At 39.1% G+C, this 18657-nt stretch carries 16 protein-coding genes and 1 other RNA gene; 12 read left to right on the forward strand and 5 right to left on the reverse strand.

The window, feature by feature from the left end:
- The first annotated feature begins 61 nt into the window (after positions 1-61).
- Positions 62-1504 carry an MBOAT family O-acyltransferase gene (locus tag BC659_RS01335; RefSeq protein WP_133472782.1) on the forward strand — a complete coding sequence of 481 codons (1443 nt, stop codon included), beginning with the start codon at positions 62-64 and terminating at the stop codon, positions 1502-1504.
- Positions 1505-1509: 5 nt separating this feature from the next.
- The gene (locus BC659_RS01340; RefSeq protein ID WP_133472783.1) at positions 1510-2436 is read left to right on the forward strand and encodes a hypothetical protein; all 927 of its coding nucleotides are present in this window, start codon (positions 1510-1512) and stop codon (positions 2434-2436) included.
- A 72-nt stretch (positions 2437-2508) separates the two neighbouring features.
- On the opposite strand, the gene BC659_RS01345 is transcribed toward BC659_RS01340, so the two are convergent.
- Both BC659_RS01345 and BC659_RS01350 read right to left on the reverse strand, forming a co-directional pair.
- A complete protein-coding gene (locus tag BC659_RS01345) occupies positions 2509-3150 on the reverse strand; it encodes a PepSY-associated TM helix domain-containing protein (RefSeq protein WP_133472784.1) in 642 nt (213 codons plus the stop codon).
- Positions 3140-4663, reverse strand: a complete 1524-nt coding sequence (locus tag BC659_RS01350; RefSeq protein WP_133472785.1) for a DUF2271 domain-containing protein — start codon at positions 4661-4663, stop codon at positions 3140-3142. The genes BC659_RS01345 and BC659_RS01350 overlap by 11 nt, the downstream gene beginning before the upstream one ends.
- Before the next feature lie 242 nt (positions 4664-4905).
- Here BC659_RS01350 and ssrA point away from each other — a divergent pair.
- The 4 genes from ssrA (at position 4906) to BC659_RS01370 (ending at position 7679) form a co-directional block, all read left to right on the forward strand.
- Positions 4906-5278: a transfer-messenger RNA gene (ssrA, locus tag BC659_RS01355) on the forward strand.
- A 136-nt stretch (positions 5279-5414) separates the two neighbouring features.
- Positions 5415-5627: a hypothetical protein gene (locus BC659_RS01360; protein WP_133472786.1), complete on the forward strand. Its 213-nt coding sequence runs from the start codon at positions 5415-5417 to the stop codon at positions 5625-5627.
- Between the two features lie 5 nt (positions 5628-5632).
- Positions 5633-6433 (forward strand): Fic family protein, encoded by an 801-nt coding sequence (locus BC659_RS01365; protein WP_133472787.1) that lies wholly within the window; start codon positions 5633-5635, stop codon positions 6431-6433.
- Positions 6434-6512: 79 nt separating this feature from the next.
- A complete protein-coding gene (locus BC659_RS01370; RefSeq protein WP_133472788.1) occupies positions 6513-7679 on the forward strand; it encodes a hypothetical protein in 1167 nt (388 codons plus the stop codon).
- Positions 7680-7783: 104 nt separating this feature from the next.
- Here the strand turns inward: BC659_RS01370 and rseP are convergent, their stop codons facing one another.
- The 3 genes from rseP to BC659_RS01385 all read right to left on the reverse strand — a co-directional run bounded on the left by rseP (position 7784) and on the right by BC659_RS01385 (position 11962).
- A complete protein-coding gene (gene rseP / locus BC659_RS01375) occupies positions 7784-9136 on the reverse strand; it encodes an RIP metalloprotease RseP (protein ID WP_133472789.1) in 1353 nt (450 codons plus the stop codon).
- A gap of 70 nt (positions 9137-9206) precedes the next feature.
- Complete coding sequence (locus tag BC659_RS01380; RefSeq protein WP_133472790.1) at positions 9207-10364, reverse strand: 1-deoxy-D-xylulose-5-phosphate reductoisomerase; 1158 nt, start codon at positions 10362-10364, stop codon at positions 9207-9209.
- 98 nt (positions 10365-10462) lie between these two features.
- Entirely contained in the window at positions 10463-11962 is a 1500-nt protein-coding gene (locus tag BC659_RS01385; RefSeq protein ID WP_133472791.1) for a GH3 auxin-responsive promoter family protein, read from the reverse strand.
- A gap of 265 nt (positions 11963-12227) precedes the next feature.
- Between BC659_RS01385 and BC659_RS01390 the strand changes: the two genes are divergently transcribed.
- The 6 genes from BC659_RS01390 to BC659_RS01415 all read left to right on the forward strand — a co-directional run bounded on the left by BC659_RS01390 (position 12228) and on the right by BC659_RS01415 (position 18652).
- A complete protein-coding gene (locus BC659_RS01390) occupies positions 12228-13091 on the forward strand; it encodes a GLPGLI family protein (protein WP_133472792.1) in 864 nt (287 codons plus the stop codon).
- 4 nt (positions 13092-13095) lie between these two features.
- On the forward strand, positions 13096-15795 hold the full coding sequence (locus tag BC659_RS01395) for a TonB-dependent receptor (RefSeq protein WP_162847317.1): 2700 nt from the start codon (positions 13096-13098) through the stop codon (positions 15793-15795).
- A 190-nt stretch (positions 15796-15985) separates the two neighbouring features.
- The gene (rplU, locus tag BC659_RS01400) at positions 15986-16291 is read left to right on the forward strand and encodes a 50S ribosomal protein L21 (protein ID WP_133472794.1); all 306 of its coding nucleotides are present in this window, start codon (positions 15986-15988) and stop codon (positions 16289-16291) included.
- Between the two features lie 56 nt (positions 16292-16347).
- Positions 16348-16614 (forward strand): 50S ribosomal protein L27, encoded by a 267-nt coding sequence (gene rpmA / locus BC659_RS01405; RefSeq protein WP_133472795.1) that lies wholly within the window; start codon positions 16348-16350, stop codon positions 16612-16614.
- Positions 16615-16687: 73 nt separating this feature from the next.
- Positions 16688-16885: a hypothetical protein gene (locus tag BC659_RS01410; RefSeq protein ID WP_133472796.1), complete on the forward strand. Its 198-nt coding sequence runs from the start codon at positions 16688-16690 to the stop codon at positions 16883-16885.
- A gap of 93 nt (positions 16886-16978) precedes the next feature.
- The gene (locus BC659_RS01415; protein ID WP_133472797.1) at positions 16979-18652 is read left to right on the forward strand and encodes a DNA polymerase/3'-5' exonuclease PolX; all 1674 of its coding nucleotides are present in this window, start codon (positions 16979-16981) and stop codon (positions 18650-18652) included.
- Positions 18653-18657 lie beyond the last annotated feature (5 nt).

Here is an 18657-nt window from a genome sequence, read left to right on the forward strand (position 1 = left end):
CCATTTACGCATAACACTTCATTTTGAGTTTAACTAGCTAACTGGGTAAAATCTAATTATAATGCTTTTTAATTCAATAAATTTTATTGTTTTTTTAATCGTCGTTTTTTCACTATACTGGTTTCTTTATAAAAAGCCAAATGCACAAAAATTATTATTACTTATTTCAAGCAATATTTTTTATGCATTTTGGGATTATAGATTTTTAGCTTTATTAAATCTCACAATATTCATCGACTATTATTGTGGCAAGAAAATACAACTATCGACATTCACACACATCAAAAAAAGATACCTGATATTCAGCATTACATCCTGCTTAAGTATTCTTTTTATATTCAAATATTTTAACTTTTTTATTGATTCTTTTCGAAATTTTTTCTCAATAGACATCAACTCTTCTTTTCTTCCATTTGCAAATATTATTTTACCAGTAGGCATATCATTTTATACATTTCATGGCATATCATATGTGGTAGATATCTACAACAATAAAATAACTGCTGAAAAAAAAATCGTCAATTATGCATTATTTGTAAGCTTTTTTCCTTTGTTGGTTGCCGGGCCAATAGAAAGAGCTAGAAATTTGCTTAGTCAAATAACTGAAAAAGTGATATACTTCGATTATGCCTTAGCATCAAATGGCCTTAGACTTATACTTATTGGGTTTGTAAAAAAAATTGTCCTAGCCGATAATGCTGCTGTTTTTGCTAATGAAATATTCGGCTTCAGCGATCAATATAATGGTGCCACCATGTTATTAGGCGGATTTTTTTTTGCAATACAAATTTATTTTGATTTTTCTGGCTACAGTGACATTGCAATAGGAACCTCGAAACTTTTCGGATATGAGTTAATTAGAAATTTCGACTACCCTTATTTCTCTAAAAATCTAATTGTTTTTTGGCAAAAATGGCATATCTCTCTTTCAAGTTTTTTTAGAGATTACCTATACATTCCGTTAGGTGGAGATAGAGTTAACAGCACCTTGTTATATATAAGGAATATAATGGTAGTATTTGTCTTAAGTGGTCTTTGGCACGGAGCCAACTATACATTTTTACTTTGGGGGCTTTTCCATGGCAGCATTGTCATTATTACCAAGTTTACATTTAAGATAAAATACTTGAAAGAACAACTAACGAAAATTCCACTTTTGATCTCTTATGCATTTACATTTTTAATAGTTATACTCGGGTGGATAATATTTAGATCTGAAAATATTGATCAGGTAAAAAGTATTTATTCGAAAATATTCTCATCTTCTACTTTTCAAAAACCATATTTTGAAAACGGATCAATGTCGTATAAAATTTTATTTCTTATTGCATGTTATTTCATTATAGAATTCATCAGTTATAAGAAAAAGCTAGCATCCCCTTCAGAATTATTACTAATAATAAAAAACAAAAAAATCAGATATATTATATACATATTAATAACCTTAGCTATTCTCTCATTGGGTAATTTTTCTGAAAACTCATTTATCTACTTTCAATTTTAAACTCGATGTTGAAATTTTTAAAAGACTTATCAGTTATAACTGTATCCCTTCTCATTATCTTAACCACTCTGGTTTTTTTTCCACCAAGTAAAGATAATCAATCGTATATCAGCTCTCAATTTGATAAACTAGAAAGACTTAAAAAACATTCAAAACCCTCAATAATTTTTATTGGGGGATCAAATTTAGCGTTTGGATTAGATAGTGAATTACTTGCAGATTCTCTAAAGTATAATATCATTAATATGGGATTACAAGGGAGTCTTGGATTCGCATATCAACTTGAAACTGTGATTCCTCATCTTCAAAAAGATGACATTGTAATATTAGTAGCAGAATACTTTCAGTATCTGGATAAAAATTGTTTTGGGAATGGTGCCACTCCAGCAAAAGTTATAGAAACCACCGATCCTTATTTTATTTTCAACTTGTCATATAATAATATTAAACAGATTCTACCATATCTGGTAAATGCCAGTTTTATGAAGGTTCTTAATTATATCCAAAGAGATGATCCTGCAGATCAACAAAGAGTTTTTTTTAATAAATATGGTGATTTTACAGGTCACCTACTACTCCCTAACAGAACTCCGAAAAACTTAAAAAAATATCAACTCGATGGTAGTATCAACCAAGATGTTTTTTTATTAATTAAAAAATATAAAGCTGAAATCGAGCAAAAAAATGCATCTTTTTATATCAGCTACCCCCCATATCCTTTAGATGTGGCTAAAATGAATAGAAAATTCATTTCATCAATTAACAGACATTTTCTAGAGAGCGGATTACCGATCTTAAATTCGCCTGAAGCTTATTTCTTTCGCTCCCCGCTTTTTTTTGAATATGCAGACCACTTAAATGCTACAGGCAGAAAAATTCGTACAATTAAATTAGCCAATGATATTAAAAATGGCCTTTTAAAAATTCAATAGGGGTAATATAATTGTATTGATTCTTTAAAAAAATACAGACTTGCTTGAAATCTTACATCATTACCCCTCTTTTCAGGCTATCCAGATTTTATAGATCAGATAACAGAGGATCCCGCCTAACAAGGCAATCAGTACCCCATTCACCCTTTTCTTTTTCAGGAAAAACAACATAACGAGTCCGCTGAGCGAGACAATAATTAAAAATACTGCTGAGGCATCAATCACCCATTTCCATGCATTTCCACTATCTCTGCCTTTATGTAAATCGTTCATGATAGCGATGGCACCGAGTTTGAGTTCGGTAAGCTGCATGGTACCATCCTGCCGGTTAATGAAAGCATCGGCACTATACCCCGGCCCCCTGAATGATACCAGACATCGGTCTTCCTGTATCATAAAATCGCTTACATAGCCTTTGATGGCATATTGCTTGCGAATGAATTCAACGACTTCCAGCTTCTTGATTTTAACCGTATCTGCTGCATTTACCCAATCAGCGGGGATATTCCCATTGATCTTATTTTCCTTTTCGATTGATTCATCAAACCATTCAAGATGATTAAGGGTGATGCCTGTTACAGAGAAAAAAAGTACAATCAAAAAGCTGAACATTGATAGGTAGATATGCAGCCAGCGTGAATAGCGTGCCGTTAATTTCTTCCACTCTGTTTGTTTCTTTCCGGTTGTTTGTTTGGCAGCCTGCTTAATTTCCATTCGCTTTCTTTTGATAGTCGAGTGAGGCTGAACTTACTTCAGGATTACCAGCAATATCAATATGTTGTGCTTTACCGATTTTTATTTCCTGACGCATCAGTTGGTAGGTTCCATGTTCGCGTGCTGCTTCAATAAATACGGTATAAGTGCCTTGCTTTACGAGATTGCCACTATCATCTTTACCATCCCATTTCAATGTGTATTTGCCGGGACTGCGTGTGGCACTGCTGGTTGAGCTGATACTGTTTTGTCCTGCTGAGAATTGTCCGTAATAAGTGGCATACCATGAACGCATATCGTTGAGCCATTTGGGTTTGTTGAACCAGAGCGCGAGTAAACGAACAGGTTTTTTATCTTCATCTGTTACCCATACGGCTACAAAGGGGCGACGTATCCTTGTACCTTCTATGGTTGCCAGTTCCAGGTTTATAGCCAATTCATATTTAGTATCCCAATCTTTTGCCTTTGCATTTACTGCGTTATTGCGAACAGGAACTGGCGGCAACAGCGGAGCGGTTTCATTTTTCCATCCATCACTTTCCATTCTTTTACCATCAGATGTAATCAGCATGTATTCGGCACCGGGAACAGAGGCCACCAAAGCTGCTGCCTCATTTGCGTTTACCACATTCAATGCGGTAGCCAGTGCCCCGGCATCTGTAGCATTATCGGCGACTACAGTGGCACTGATGATGTTACCGGAAGGATAACCGGTTCTGGGGTCTACTATATGTGAATACCATTTACCATCAATCATCACACCTCTGCGATAATTGCCGCTGGTTGCCACTGTTTTGTTTGCTACCTTTATTTGAGCTAGCGGTAAATCATTTTCTGCATCTGCTTTCGGATCAGCAATCCAAACCTGTTCTGTATGATCACCTTTTATGAGGATATCGCCACCTATATTTACTACTACCCCTGCTACACCTGATACTTCCATGGCTGCTTCTGCCGCTTTGTTGAGGATATAGGTTTTTGCGAACGAATTCAACATCAGGGCCGTATGCGTCTTATGTATAGCGGTTCTTTCTGTTACATTCAGTTCATAATGCTGTTGCTGAATGGTATTCTTTACTTCTTTGATTTCTGTAGCAGATGGTGTTCTCTTTTCTTTTGCCGCATTGCGCCATAGTTTACCAATGGCTTCTGCTGAAGCATCGAGTGCGCCATTGGTTTTGGTGCGCCATTGTTCAAATAATGACAGCACTTCAAATAGCTCTGCTGAAACATGCACAGGAATATTCGCTGTTTTGACCCATTGACTGAATTCACTGGAGGCATCATACCCACTGAGGATTTTATTAAGTCTGTCAATTTCTGCCAAAGCTACACTTTCTGCTTTCCCGGCTACCTGCTCGTTATCAGTTACAATTTTAATTTCCATAGATGTACCGAGTACATTCTCATAGTCTGAAACGAATATTTTTACTTTTTTACCGGGTTTGGGTGTTGCGCTGCTGAAAAAAGTGAGCAGCAATAGTAAAAAGGAAAGTCTGCCGATTGTTTGCATGTAATAAGGGGTTGTTTATCGATGTATCTTATTTGCCTCTTTATTGAAAGATTTCGCGATTAAAAGTAAAAGCATTCTGCCGGATCAATTTACCAGATCGGTAAAAAGGTACCAAATATCGATTTACTGTTTTTGCTTGACTTTCAGTGGGTTTGATGGGTTTTTCCGGGTTGGGTTTAATCAATCTGGTATCGAAATCGGTAGAAATCTCCCCTGAAATTTCGTATCTTTACAGGCTCACTGGGGTCGTACTGGTTTTGACAGCATATGGTACGGTTGGTGTAAGCATGCAGTGCGTTGGATAATTAGCACTTTAATCTGAATATTCAAACTTCAAATGGCAATACACAGTATGCCATGGCTGCCTAATCAGTGATTAGATAGTCATTTGGGCCGCCGCACAGGTTGATCTGTTACCAGGTGCCGCCGCCGACTCAAAATAAACACAGGTTGCTGTAACAGAAGGCTGTGACTGTTACCTAAGACCATCCAGCTAAGTGTATTGTTGGTTTGTTCATGTCCGGCAGTACACCGACAAATAATCATGAAATAAGCATGTAGAAAGCTAATGGTAGCGATGTTTGGACAGGGGTTCGACTCCCCTCGACTCCACAAAAAGGAACCTGAATGACAGGTTCCTTTTTAATTCATATACAATAAATGCCATGTACTTCCCCCTCATAATCATAATATCACGGAGGTTTATGGTATTTTAGTTATTCATTCAGGTAAAAAATATAATTTTGTTATAATGTTCATCCGAAGATCAGATATTGATGCGTTAAAGGCTTTATCATCCACCAGTGATATGGTGAATGTTGGAAGTATACCGGAAACGTTTAAAGACGAATTCGACAAGTATTTTTTTGGCAAAACACTTGTAAAGAAACAGGATGCATTGTTTGCCTATCCAAATGATATCAGGCAATGGGTAATCTACATAGTTAACAGGTATAATGCTTAACTAAAATGCTTCCTCATTATTTAGAAGCATTCAATATTGCACTACAACAGTTTAAGGAAAGATTTCCAGCAAGTAAATGGGATAATGCTCTTAGGCTATCACTAGTAAATGATTTTACTTTTTTCTCTTCACGGGTTGAAGACGATAAATTAAAGTATGGGGATACAATAAGGTTTCTGAATAATGAAATCACACATGCCGCCAATTTGGTGTCATTAATGAATGTGTCGAGTCATCAGGAAGTTTTAAAATCTTTATTGGAGCATTTACATAGTTTTCAGTTAACCGAGGATACCATTAAAGGCATTCATAAAGCTCTTATGAACTTCCCATTCGCATGGGAACGCCCATTCAATCCAGATTTGGTAGGTGAATATAGAAATGAATCCGTGGTGGGTTGGCGTGAACCTTTTGAGGAAAACAAAGAATATGTTCCGCATTATAACCTGAAAGTAATTATGCCAACCTTTGTAGATCAATTTTGTCACAAGTTGGAAGATATTGATAATAAAATCGAAGAAAAACATCTTATTGTAAGATTGGCCGAGTTTCACAATCTATTCCTGAATACCTATCACCCATTTGCAGATGGCAATGGCAGGGTATGCAGGATATTACTCGGAGCAGTCATGATGAAACATGATTGCCCGCCTGTATTTCCTAAAATCATTGAGCAAGGAGATAAGTTCAGGTATATCAATACGATCATTGAATGTGAAAAAACAAAAAGCAATAGCCCTTTAGTCCAATATTTTGCCGAAGAGATGACAAGATACCTTGAAACCAGAAATGCGAGCATTCTTTAAATGAATAGAAAGCACAAGTAAAAAAACCTCCCCTATTCTACTCAAACAGAAAGCATAAAACCATGTATTTTTACAGGAGATGCGATATACAATCATCATTCTGTTTCTCACCTTTACATCTACGCTAAGAGCTAATGACAGTATTGTTGTTTCCAGGTTATTGGCTCGTATTGATGCATTACAGGTGAAAAAGAATGGTATATTTCCGAAAGGCAGCATTCCCTCTTACCGGAAATATGCGCTGAACCAACATAGATGGAAAGCCGATATCAACCCTTTTTTTACAGGGTTGGTTGCTTTTACCCTGAATGATATAAAAAAAGAACTCTCTCCATCGCAACAACAACTGGCAGAGAATATTATTACCCGGACTTTTTCTACCTATCCGAAATTTCAAAACAGAAAAAAAAACAGAGACACCTATAATTTCTGGCCCACAGATAGCCCTCAGATATTTCCGCATGCAGGCTGGCTCAACCTGTTTAATAAAAGCAGGGCCCTGCCCGATGATCTGGATGATACAGTTATTATACTAATGGCACAAAGCTGCAGTGACTCCATTGCCAGAGCGATGCATGAGTTTATGCAGGGATACACCAATCATGAAAACAAAAGAGTGACCAATACTTTTCCCGAATACCAAAAACTGGGTGCTTATTCTACATGGTTCGGAGAAAAAATGCCGGTCGATTTTGATATCAGTGTACTGTCGAATGTGTTGTATTTCGTTCAATATCATAACCTCCCATGGACAGCTGCCGATTCTGCCAGCCTGTACCTGATTGAGGATATCATTAAAACAGGAAAACACAGCAGGTATGCCAACTATGTGTCACCCCATTATGCCACTTTACCCAATATATTGTACCATATTTCAAGACTGATGGCGCTAAAACCCATTGCCTCACTCGAAAAACTGAAGCCTCAGTTAATTGAGGAAGCAAAAAAAGAATTAGCGTCTGCTGCCGGTTTTATGGACAAAGTAATTCTGAGCACTTCTTTACTCCGATGGAATGTGATACCACCTGATATTATCGAGGAAAAAACAAATAATCTGATTGATTTAATTGAAGATGATCAGTTCTACTTTTTTATTGCAAGTATGGCTTCCATGTTACCCGATAACTGGAAAAAAAGAATGACCCGTCTTAAGCTGGGTACTTTTTATTATTACGCTCCGGGGTATAATCATACGTTGTTGCTTGAAAATATGGTGTGGCGCAAAAGAAGGGAATTGAGCAGGTGATTTGTTAAGAATATTCACCGGTATTGCAGGGGTTTACACAGAGGTATAAGTAAAAAAGAATACCCGGTGAAGTGTATCATCGGGTATTCTTTTTTACTTATTTTTTATTTGAATAATCTCCAGAAATCCAGTCCTAATGCATAGGCCATCAATCCCAATAAAAGTATCATGCCTGCCATTTGTGCATACTCCATAAATTTATCGCCCGGCTTACGACCGGTGATCATTTCGATTAAAGTAAAGAGTGCGTGGCCACCATCAAGGGCCGGTATGGGCAGAATATTCATAAATGCCAATACAATGGAGAAAATACCTGTGAGTGTCCAGAAACGCTGCCAGTCCCACTCTCCGGGGAATGTATTACCAATACTGATTACACTACCGAGAGAATCATTTACATCCTGCTTACCCGTAAACAATTGTTTCAATCCTGTAACATAGCGATCGAGTGTTTCCCAACAACGGCTGAAGCCTTCCGGTACTGCCTGTGCCAGGGTATATTTCTTCTCTACTGTACCAAATTGAATTAATGGCGATACCGCAAAAAAGCCCACTTTACCTTTTTCATTCACCAATAATTTTATATGTGCTGTATCTTTCCCACGCAACACGGTCAGTGTAACGATTGAATCTGTAAAGTTTTTTACCAATTGCTGGTATTCATGATAATAAGTAAAAGGAGTTCCATTCAATGCAATGAGCGTATCGCCTTTTACCAATTTTCCGGATGTAAAGACAGCATCTTTGATGGAAACGCTATCTACTATCGCCGGATAACGTGGCAGTGCCATACCTCCGGTTTTTCTGTTCTTAACGAGCTTTTTGGTAAAACCTTCAGGCACTACAATACCCTTTACGGTTCCATTACGTTCTACCTGTAATGTCTGCGCATCATTTAATACCATTTCAGATTCGAGTGTGGCAAAGTTTTCAAGTGGCTTACCATTAACGCCTACAATTTTATCCCCATCCTGAATACCAATCGATTTGGCAAGTGAATCGGCGTGTATACCATATTTCAGATTTTTTACGGGTAAATATTCATCACCCCATACCCAGGTAATACCAATAAAAATTACGATGGCCAGCAATACATTTACCACTACCCCACCAATCATAATAATGAGTCTTTGCCAGGCTGGTTTTGCGCGGAACTCCCATGGTTGCGGAGGCAGTTTCATCTGCTCTTTGTCCATACTCTCATCTATCATACCGGCTATTTTTACATAACCACCAAAAGGTACCCAGCCAAGTCCGTATTCGGTTTCTCCTTTCTTCTTTTTCCAGAGACTAAACCATGGATTAAAGAAAAGATAAAACTTATCTACCCTACACTTAAACCATCTTGCTGGCAAAAAATGTCCGAGTTCATGTAAGATAACCAGGATTGAAAATGATAAAATAAATTGTCCGGCTTTTACTGCCACACTACCCCAGTCTATTGCTAATAATGTCATACAGGTTTACTGATTTTTTTAAATAAATACCTCTTTACGTGCAGTATATTGTTGTGAAAATAGGTAAAGATTACATGTGAATCAAGGATGCGGCAAAGTTACGGGCCTCTCCATCGCTTTCAAAATACTCTTCCAGCGTAGGTTTTTCGATAAAATGCGTTTTTTGCATGGTTTGCTCAACTACTTCTGTCATATCCAGAAAACCGATTCGGTTTCGCAAAAAAGCAAATACCGCTATTTCATTGGCTGCATTCAGGATACAAGGCATATTACCTCCTTTATACAAGGCATCAGTTGCCAGTGCAAGATTCCTGAAAGTTTTGGTATCCGGTTCTTCAAATGTGAGGGTATTGGGTTTCCTGAAATCGTAACGAGGAAAATTGTTCGGTATTCTTTCGGGGAAAGCCATGGCATACTGTATAGGCAGCTTCATATCGGGTAAACCCATCTGAGCCTTAAGACTGCCATCCTCAAACTGTACCATACTATGAATAATACTCTGGGCATGTACCAGTACCTCGATTTGTTCGGGGCGCAGATTAAATAACCATTTCGCTTCAATCATTTCCAGACCCTTATTCATCAGTGTGGCAGAGTCGATACTAATTTTTGCCCCCATGCTCCAGTTGGGATGCTGAAGGGCATGATCCCTTTTCACATTCACCAGAAAATTGGGTTTTTTACCCAGAAAAGGACCACCACTTGCTGTAAGGATAATCTTTTCAATTTTATTTCTCCCCTCACCTACCAGACATTGAAAAATGGCTGAGTGTTCGCTATCGACAGGTATAATCGGCACTTTTTTCTCCATTGCCATATTCACCACGATGTCGCCGGCCACAACCAGCGTCTCTTTATTGGCAAGACCAATGGCTTTACCATTCGAGATGGCCATTAATGTAGGCTTCAAGCCTGCATAACCTACAATAGCTGCCAGCATCATATCGTAACAGTCCATTGCAGCAGCTTCAATCAATGCTTTTTCTCCTGCAAATACTTTTACATCTGTATGCGCCAGTGCTTCCTTTACGGTATTGTATTTTCTTTCATCGCCAATTACCACCACATTCGGGTTAAATGTGAGCGCCTGTTTAATCAACAGTTCGTCATTGGTTTGTGCAGTAAGTATTTCAGCTGAAAACAGGTCGGGATTAGCGGCAATTACATCCAATGCCTGTGTTCCGATTGATCCTGTTGATCCAAATATGGCGATCCTTTTCTGATTCATAATATCGTTCCCGTAACAACGGGCTTAGTTACACAAGATAAGTTAAAATAAAAGCATTTAGACAGCCCCTGCTGATTTAAACATTTTCTTATAGCAGCTTATCCGTCTATAATAAATGTACTCAATGCATCCGCCAGTTTCCTGTCGTTACTCAATCTGGGTACTTTGTTTTGTCCGCCCAGTTTGCCAACAGATCGCATATAATCAATGAACCCATTTTTGCGCACTTTACGCACCTGAAGTGTTTGCAGAATATTACCTCTGATCAGATCATCATAATACACATTTTTATTCCGAAGGTAGGCTTCAGTTTTGCCGATAAAGTCCTGAAAATTTTCGGGTTCCTTTTCAAACTCTACAAACCATTCATGATAACTTTTCCCCTGGCCCTGCTCTATCATGGGTGCTACTGTAAATTCAGTGATATGTGCACCTGTTTCTGCAGCGGCTTTTAACAAAGCATATTCCACTTCTTCTCCGATTACATGTTCACCGAAAGCTGAAATAAAGTGTTTGGTTCTTCCACTTACGATCAGCCTGTAGGGGTCTGTACTTAAGAATTTTACGGTATCACCAATATTATATCCCCAAAGACCTGCATTGCTGTTAATGACCAGTGCATAGTTCTCTCCTACTTTCACATCTTTCAGACTTAACCTGGTTGGATTTTCATTAAAGATTTCTGATGCTGGTATGAATTCATAATAAATACCACTATTCGTATTCAGCAATAGACCTTCTGTTTCCTGCTGATCCTGAAAGGCAAAAAAACCTTCACTTGCAGGAAAGAGTTCAATGCTGTCTACTTTCCGCCCGATGCTTTCAAATAATTTAGCCCTGTAAGGTTCAAAATTTACCCCCCCCTGCACCATCACACTGAAATTCGGAAAAAGATCACCTACTTTTTTACCGCTCTTTTCAATCAGTCTGTCAAAGTACATCTGCATCCATGGTGGTATGCCACTGATTAGTGTCATGTCTTTATGGATGGTTTCATCAACAATTTTATCGAGTTTGGTTTCCCAGTCTTCAATACAGTTGGTTTCATATCCCGGTAGCTGATTGGAACGCAGGTAACTGGGTACATGGTGGTTTACAATACCACTCAAACGACCGGTAGGAATACCACCTACTCTTTCCAGAACAGGCGAGCCACTCAGAAAGATCATTTTGCCGCCTGCAAAAGCACTGTTGCCTGTTTCTGCCATATAACAAAGCAAGGCATTACGGGCTGTATTAATATGGTTGGGAATAGAGTCTTTTGTAATAGGTATATATTTCACACCACTGGTGGTGCCGCTTGTTTTGGCGAAATAAATGGGTTTCCCTTTCCAAAGCACATTTTCTTTTCCTTCTTTGATCTGCTCTATAAATGGTTTGAATGCTTCATAATCGCGAAGAGGAACCGCCTGCTGAAAGCCATGGTGGTCCTGTATTTCATGAAACCTGTGTTCTTTGCCAAAAATGGTGCCCCTGCCCGTTTTGAGTAACTGTTTCAGGATGGCTTCCTGATCTGACAGGGCATGTGAACTGTTTCTTTTGATCTGTTTATGGATATATTGGGCAAACGGTTTTGCCAGCAAGGATTTCAGGTTCATATCGTTAGAAAGTCTTTACGACCTCGCGGGCAAAAATAGACAGAAGTTCGGGGTTTGGGGATAGTTTTGGCTTTTTTAAAAAACAATTACCGATTTCTTATATAAATCAACAAACATTCAGAATAATTCCTATATTAGCGTAGACATATATGTCTTTTGTGAGATGCACGCCACCGCATCAGGAAAATCCCCCTTCCCGAGCTGTTGCCATAATGTAGTAGAAACAGGTAACAAGATCATTTTTTATTTAACGTAAACTTTTAACATGCAACCAAAGAAAAACTTGGCATTTCTAACACTATTACTATGTGCAGTGTACAGCATACAGGCACAAAGTCCTGATCCGGTAAAAGTTACGGTATGGTACAAGTTCAGGTTTATGAACGATACTACCGCAAGAACTGAGTTCACCAATGAAAGTATGATTTTACAGATCGGTGAAAAACTGAGTGCCTATCAGAGTTATAACGGGTATAAAATGGACTCCAGTTTTAATGCAAGATCATCATCAGGTCAGAATATAGTTGTTAGCGGTGGTACTATCAGTGGAGGATCCATTGTGAGTGCCGGCCCTATTACAACCGAAAAACAATTTACCATACTCGCCAAAAATCAGCTCTGGTCGCTGAACCGTGTCTTCATCACCCAATACCTGGTTGATGAGTCGGTGAAAAGACCCGAATGGACAATTACCGGTGAAACAAAAGAAATTGGTGGTATTGCCTGTCAGAAAGCAACTGCACGGGTAAAGGGCAGGGATTATGCAGCCTGGTTTGCACCTGAACTTCCCTATAGTCTTGGGCCATGGAAACTGAACAATTTACCCGGACTTATTCTGGAAGCGAGTGACAGCAAAGGAGAAGTACATTTTGAACTTGAAAAGATCAGTACAGCCCCCACCAATGCTACGATTGAATTACCCTCCAAGCCTTCGCAGGTTACGTTGGCAGAATACCTGAAAGTGAAAGCAGCATATGATGCTGATCCCGAAGGATTCAGACGTGCGAATGCTCCTCCTCCTCCTCCAGGCATGTCGATTTCCAATATCACTGTTTCAGGAAGTCCGATGAGAGGTGCCAGCACTGTGAAACCCATAGTTTTCAATAATAAACTCGAAAAAGAAAACTAATCCTTTGCGACTACTTTATTATTGCTTTGCACTTATTTGCACGCTTATCTTATCTGCACCCGTTGCCGCTCAGATAAAGTTATCCGGCACCGTAAAAGATGCTGCTAAAAAGCCATTATCATCGGCCAGTATTACGCTTACCAAAAAAGGCAAGCCTGTCATTCTTGCTTTTGCTATTACCAATAGTTCCGGCAGTTTCAGTTTACAGTATAATGGCAGCTTTCAGCCCGATAGTTTTCTGGTGAATGTATCTGCCATCAACTTTAAAAAACAGCAGGTAGCACTAAAGAGTGCTGATGAAACATTTAATTTCAGCATGGAAACAACGGTCAGTGAATTACCTACTGTTACCGTTCAGAATAAGAAGCCATTAGTAAGGTTGGAGGGAGATACGCTACACTACGATGTAGCTTCCTTTGCGGATAAAAGCGACCGGGTTATTGGTGATGTCATCAAAAAACTTCCTGGCGTGGAAATGGATGAGACTGGTAAAATTACCTACCTCGGAAAGCCGATTACACACTTATATATAGACGGAGACAATTTACTGGATGGCCGTTATAATATAGCTACCCGTACCATTCCGTCTGATATGGTAAGTAAGATTGAGGTCCTGGAAAATCATCAGGCAGTAAAATCATTGAAAGGAATTGTTCCCAGCGATAATCCAGCCATGAACCTGGTACTGAAAGATAAGGCGCGGATACGCTTAATCGGCGATGGTAATATCGCTGTTGGCACCCCTTCACTGGTAGACGGCTCAATGAATCTGATGCTGTTTAAAAAGGAAGTGAAGTTTATCAATTACTACAAATACAATAATACCGGCGTTGATCTGGAAACAGATTTGGTTTCTCATTCGATTGGGTTTTCATCGTTCCGTAACAATGATAATTCGGTTTCTCCTAATTTATTATCGATGGCAACAGCAGGCACACCGGATCTGAGCAGGCGGCGTTATCTCTTTAATAATACAGGCTTATTAAACATCAATAAAATGCTCAGAATAAGCCCGGAAGCTACCTTACGCATCAATGGTTTTTTCCTGCATGATGTGCGTAACCAGTCTTACCGTTACAATGCCACTTACTTTCTACCCGGCGATACTATCCGGTACAGTGAATTTCAGGATAACCGTAACACACCCCTTACCTATGTAACGCAGTTGAACCTGAATGTAAACAAAAGCAACTATTTCCTGAATAACACCCTTTTGCTGGAACATGCCATTACTGATGGGTATGCCCGTATGCAAACCAATGTACAGCCATTGCTTACGCAGCAATTAAAGATGAATACCACCACATTCAGCAATGATCTTCGATATAATAAAGTAATCAATGGGAAACATGTGGTTGAAATAGGTTCCTATATCAGTAACAGGAATAATCCGCAGGATCTTACCATGGTTCCGGGATTGTATAATAATCTTCTGAACAATAGCATTCCTTATGATCAGTTGAAACAGTCTGCTACAGAACCTGTTTTTTACACGGATAACTTTTTAATGTACAGAAGAAAAATAGGAGCTTTTGCACAAAGTTTACGCGCCGGTTTTAACTGGCAGTCTGTTCAGATGCAGTCTGTACTTCAAACAGTGCAAACAAGTGGTGTCATAACAGCTGCTCCCGATAGTTTTTACAATAATTTATCATGGAACAGGTACAAGGTTTATGTTGAAGCAGGTAGTGAATGGAACACCAAGAACTGGAATATTTCGGTGAACCTGCCGTTCAGTTATCAGGAATTCCGATATAAAAACCAGCTTACCAAACCTTCTGCTGACAATATCAGGTTTATTCCTTTTACACCGAGTTTCCGGGCATTATGGAAAATGAACAATGACAATGAGGTTTCTGCTTATTATTATCAGACAAATAGCCGTGGTAATGTGAATGAGGCATTTGAGGGCTATCTGTTACAGAACTACCGGAACTTTATTCGGAATGATGCCACATTGTCTACCAGTATTACAAAAGGAAGCTCTTTATACTATGCCTACAGAAATGCCATAAAACTATTTTTTCTGAATGCGGGTATTGGCTATATCGTTAATAATGGCAATTCAGGCAATGATGCATTTCTGAGTGATGAGGTACAGATTGCAAAACGTATTTTATTTGATTATGAAACCCGGAACCTGAATGCTAACCTGCGGTTAAGTAAATACCTTTTTAAGCTGAGAACCACCATTGGTGCAGCCATTATGTGGCAGAAAGGGAATAACATACAATTACAAAACGGTAACAGACTCGATTATGAAAGCAGGAATACCGGTTTCACGTTAACGCTCAATTCAAAACTGAGTAACTGGATGAACCTGGGTTATCAGGGATCGCTGAATCTGATGAGTAACCAGCAAAAGGGGCTTCCGGCCAGTGCAGTGAATCAGCAGTTAAAGATCCGTCAGCTAAGGCAGAATGCCGAAGTAAATGTTACCCCGGGGAACAAGATGGTGATACGTTTTAAAATTGAGGACTATTTTAATGAAACCAAGAATGTGCCTTCGATGCATACCCTGTTTCTGGATGCTGCCATTACTTTCAAATTCAAAAAATTGAAATCTGATATTGAATTATCCTGCTTTAACCTGGCGGGTAATGATAGTTACGTATTAAGCCGGCTATCGGTAAATAGCCTGGTAGAAAGTAGTTATCCAATACGGCCGAGGATGTTTCTGCTAAAGACCTATTTCCGGTTTTAGACAGCGTCGAAGAATATAAAAGACTGAAAATCATTATTTTGCTAAAAAAAGCAGGTGTTCTTTTCATATGGGAACACTTGCCGAGGGCTTTCTTATATACTTATCTGGGTTGTGAATAAGATTTATTTCAAAAATCTTTGCAAAATCTGCACCCAAATCCCTACCTTTGCCGTCCTAATTTTGGATAGCTATGTTAGCAGTTGTAAAAATCGCAGGTCAGCAATTTAAGGTACAGGAAGGACAAAGCCTGTATGTTCCTCACCTGCAGGGTAAAACCGGAGATAAAGTTGAGTTCACCGATGTATTGTTTACGGACAATGCCGGTACTGTTGCTTCAGGCAGTAGTGTAAAAGCTACTGTAAAAGCTGAAATCATCAGTGACCTGGTACAGGGTGACAAAGTGATCGCCTTTAAAATGAAAAGAAGAAAGGGCTTCCGCAAGAAGCATGGTCACAGAACGCATTATACGCGTATCAAAATCGAAAGCATCGCTTAAGTAAAAAACATACCCGGTTCCAATTTGAGTTGGTCCCGGTTTAAAAACAAATAACCATGGCACACAAAAAAGGTGAAGGTAGTGTAAAGAACGGCCGCGACTCTCAGAGCAAACGTCTCGGTGTTAAGATATATGGTGGTCAGCCTGCTATCGCCGGTAACATCATCGTTCGTCAGAGAGGAACTGTTTATCATCCTGGTAAGAATGTAGGTGTTGGTTCTGACTATACTTTGTTCGCATTATCTGATGGTATCGTTGAATTCAAGAAAGGAAAAAATGATAAAACTACCGTATCGGTAGCGCCGGTTGCAGAGACCGCATAAAAATTTTTTTTTGTAGTTACAAATAAGTTTTTATTTTTAATGTATTATTTACTAACCATTAAATCTAAAAAACATGGCAACTGCAAAAAAAGCTGCTAAGAAAGCTGCACCAAAGAAAGCCGCTAAGAAAGCTGCTCCTAAAAAAGCTGCAAAGAAAGCTGCTCCTAAAAAGGCTGCAAAGAAAGCTGCTCCTAAAAAAGCCGCTAAAAAAGCTGCTCCTAAAAAAGCTGCTAAAAAAGCTGCTCCTAAGAAAGCTGCTAAAAAGAAGTAATCTTAGTTTAGCTTTAGCTAAAATAGATTTGAGAGTCCCGCCACATGGCGGGACTTTTTTTATGCTAACTTCACCACTCGCTTATTTTCTACTATGACCAACGAAGCCATCGCCGGGAATTTTTCTCTTCTGTCAAAACTCATGGATATCCATGGGGATAACGCTTTCAAGGCAAAATCATATGCCAGTGCAGCTTTTAGTATCGATAAACTGCCTGTAGAACTTTCTACCATGCCCCATGATAAAATATTTATCCAAAAGGGCATTGGGGAGAGTACCGGAAAGAGAATTATTGAACAATTAGAAACCGGCCGGTTGGCTGTGTTGGATGAATACATTTCAAAAACACCGGAAGGCATTATTGAAATGTTACACATTAAGGGACTCGGTCCGAAAAAAATTGCGACGATCTGGAAAGAGTTAGAGATAGAAACATTGGGAGAACTTTTATACGCGTGTAATGAAAATCGCCTAACACTTTACAAAGGCTTTGGAGAAAAAACACAGAACAATATCCGGGAATCCATTGAATTTTATTTCGGTTCACTGGGCAGTTATCTGTTTCAGCAAATGGAAGATTTTGCCCAAAAAGCATCTGAAAAGCTCCAGGAAAGCTTCCCGGGTACACTCTTTTTATCCACAGGTTCATACCGAAAACAGGATGAAATTGTGCATATCCTCGAATGGGTTACGAACTGTTCAACAGATCAACTGACCCGTTTTTTTACAGCACAACAATTTGAGCTGATTCGTGTAACAGAAGATTATGTAGCTGTAAAATCAGTTGATAATGTAAGTTTAGGTTTCTACTGTACGCATACAGATCAGTGCTTCTCAAAACTTTTCGAAACCAGTTGCAGTGAAGTTTTCCTGAATGCCTGGAAAACATATTTCGGATGGCACCCAGAAAAGGCTTATCCAAGTGAAGAAGCTCTTTTTGAAGAAGCAGGTATTACATACATTCCCCCTTACCTGAGAGAAAAAGAAGGGATCATTGAAGAGGCCCGCAAGAACCAACTGCCGGTAGTAATCCAGTCAACGGATATTAAAGGGATCATTCACAGTCATAGTAAATGGAGCGATGGTAGTAATACACTGGAAGAAATGGCTGCCGCGGCCATTGAAAGAGGATTCGAATACCTTGTTATCAGCGACCACTCCCGTTCTGCTTTTTATGCCAGCGGTCTGGATATTGACCGCGTATATGCACAACACCAACAGATTGAGGAACTGAATGCAAAACTCGCACCTTTCCGCATTTATAAGAGTATTGAGAGTGATATTCTGAATGATGGCAGCCTGGATTATCCTGATGAGGTACTTGCAGATTTTGATCTGGTTATTGCCTCTATACATTCCAACTTGAAAATGCCCGAAGAAAAAGCCATGATGCGGCTTATCAATGCCATAGAAAATCCATTTACCAGCATACTCGGACATATGACAGGCCGATTACTTTTAAGTAGAAATGGCTATCCGGTTGATCATGCCAGAATCATTGACGCCTGTGCGGCCAATGATGTTGTGATTGAACTGAATGCACACCCAAGAAGACTGGACATTGACTGGAGATGGATAGATCGAGCATTGGAAAAAGGAGTACTTATTTCAATTGATCCCGATGCTCACCACATTGAAGGCTATGATGATTGCAGGTATGGCGTAATGGCTGCACAGAAAGCGGGGTTAACCAAAGAAAATAACCTCAGCAGCTTCTCCAGAGAAGATTTTGAAGACTTTCTGGTGCAGCAGCATGCCAAACGTTAAGCGTT

It is taken from the genome of Sediminibacterium goheungense (genome assembly GCF_004361915.1).
GTDB classification, from domain to species: domain Bacteria; phylum Bacteroidota; class Bacteroidia; order Chitinophagales; family Chitinophagaceae; genus Sediminibacterium; species Sediminibacterium goheungense.

Bases quoted from the DNA above. Each gene is read 5' to 3' on its own strand.
- BC659_RS01335 (WP_133472782.1), top strand. From the start codon at position 62: ATGCTTTTTAATTCAATAAATTTTATTGTTTTTTTAATCGTCGTTTTT.
- BC659_RS01340 (WP_133472783.1), top strand. From the start codon at position 1,510: ATGTTGAAATTTTTAAAAGACTTATCAGTTATAACTGTATCCCTTCTC.
- BC659_RS01345 (WP_133472784.1), bottom strand. From the start codon at position 3,150: ATGGAAATTAAGCAGGCTGCCAAACAAACAACCGGAAAGAAACAAACA.
- BC659_RS01350 (WP_133472785.1), bottom strand. From the start codon at position 4,663: ATGCAAACAATCGGCAGACTTTCCTTTTTACTATTGCTGCTCACTTTT.
- BC659_RS01360 (WP_133472786.1), top strand. From the start codon at position 5,415: ATGTTCATCCGAAGATCAGATATTGATGCGTTAAAGGCTTTATCATCC.
- BC659_RS01365 (WP_133472787.1), top strand. From the start codon at position 5,633: ATGCTTCCTCATTATTTAGAAGCATTCAATATTGCACTACAACAGTTT.
- BC659_RS01370 (WP_133472788.1), top strand. From the start codon at position 6,513: ATGCGATATACAATCATCATTCTGTTTCTCACCTTTACATCTACGCTA.
- rseP (WP_133472789.1), bottom strand. From the start codon at position 9,136: ATGACATTATTAGCAATAGACTGGGGTAGTGTGGCAGTAAAAGCCGGA.
- BC659_RS01380 (WP_133472790.1), bottom strand. From the start codon at position 10,364: ATGAATCAGAAAAGGATCGCCATATTTGGATCAACAGGATCAATCGGA.
- BC659_RS01385 (WP_133472791.1), bottom strand. From the start codon at position 11,962: ATGAACCTGAAATCCTTGCTGGCAAAACCGTTTGCCCAATATATCCAT.
- BC659_RS01390 (WP_133472792.1), top strand. From the start codon at position 12,228: ATGCAACCAAAGAAAAACTTGGCATTTCTAACACTATTACTATGTGCA.
- rplU (WP_133472794.1), top strand. From the start codon at position 15,986: ATGTTAGCAGTTGTAAAAATCGCAGGTCAGCAATTTAAGGTACAGGAA.
- rpmA (WP_133472795.1), top strand. From the start codon at position 16,348: ATGGCACACAAAAAAGGTGAAGGTAGTGTAAAGAACGGCCGCGACTCT.
- BC659_RS01410 (WP_133472796.1), top strand. From the start codon at position 16,688: ATGGCAACTGCAAAAAAAGCTGCTAAGAAAGCTGCACCAAAGAAAGCC.
- BC659_RS01415 (WP_133472797.1), top strand. From the start codon at position 16,979: ATGACCAACGAAGCCATCGCCGGGAATTTTTCTCTTCTGTCAAAACTC.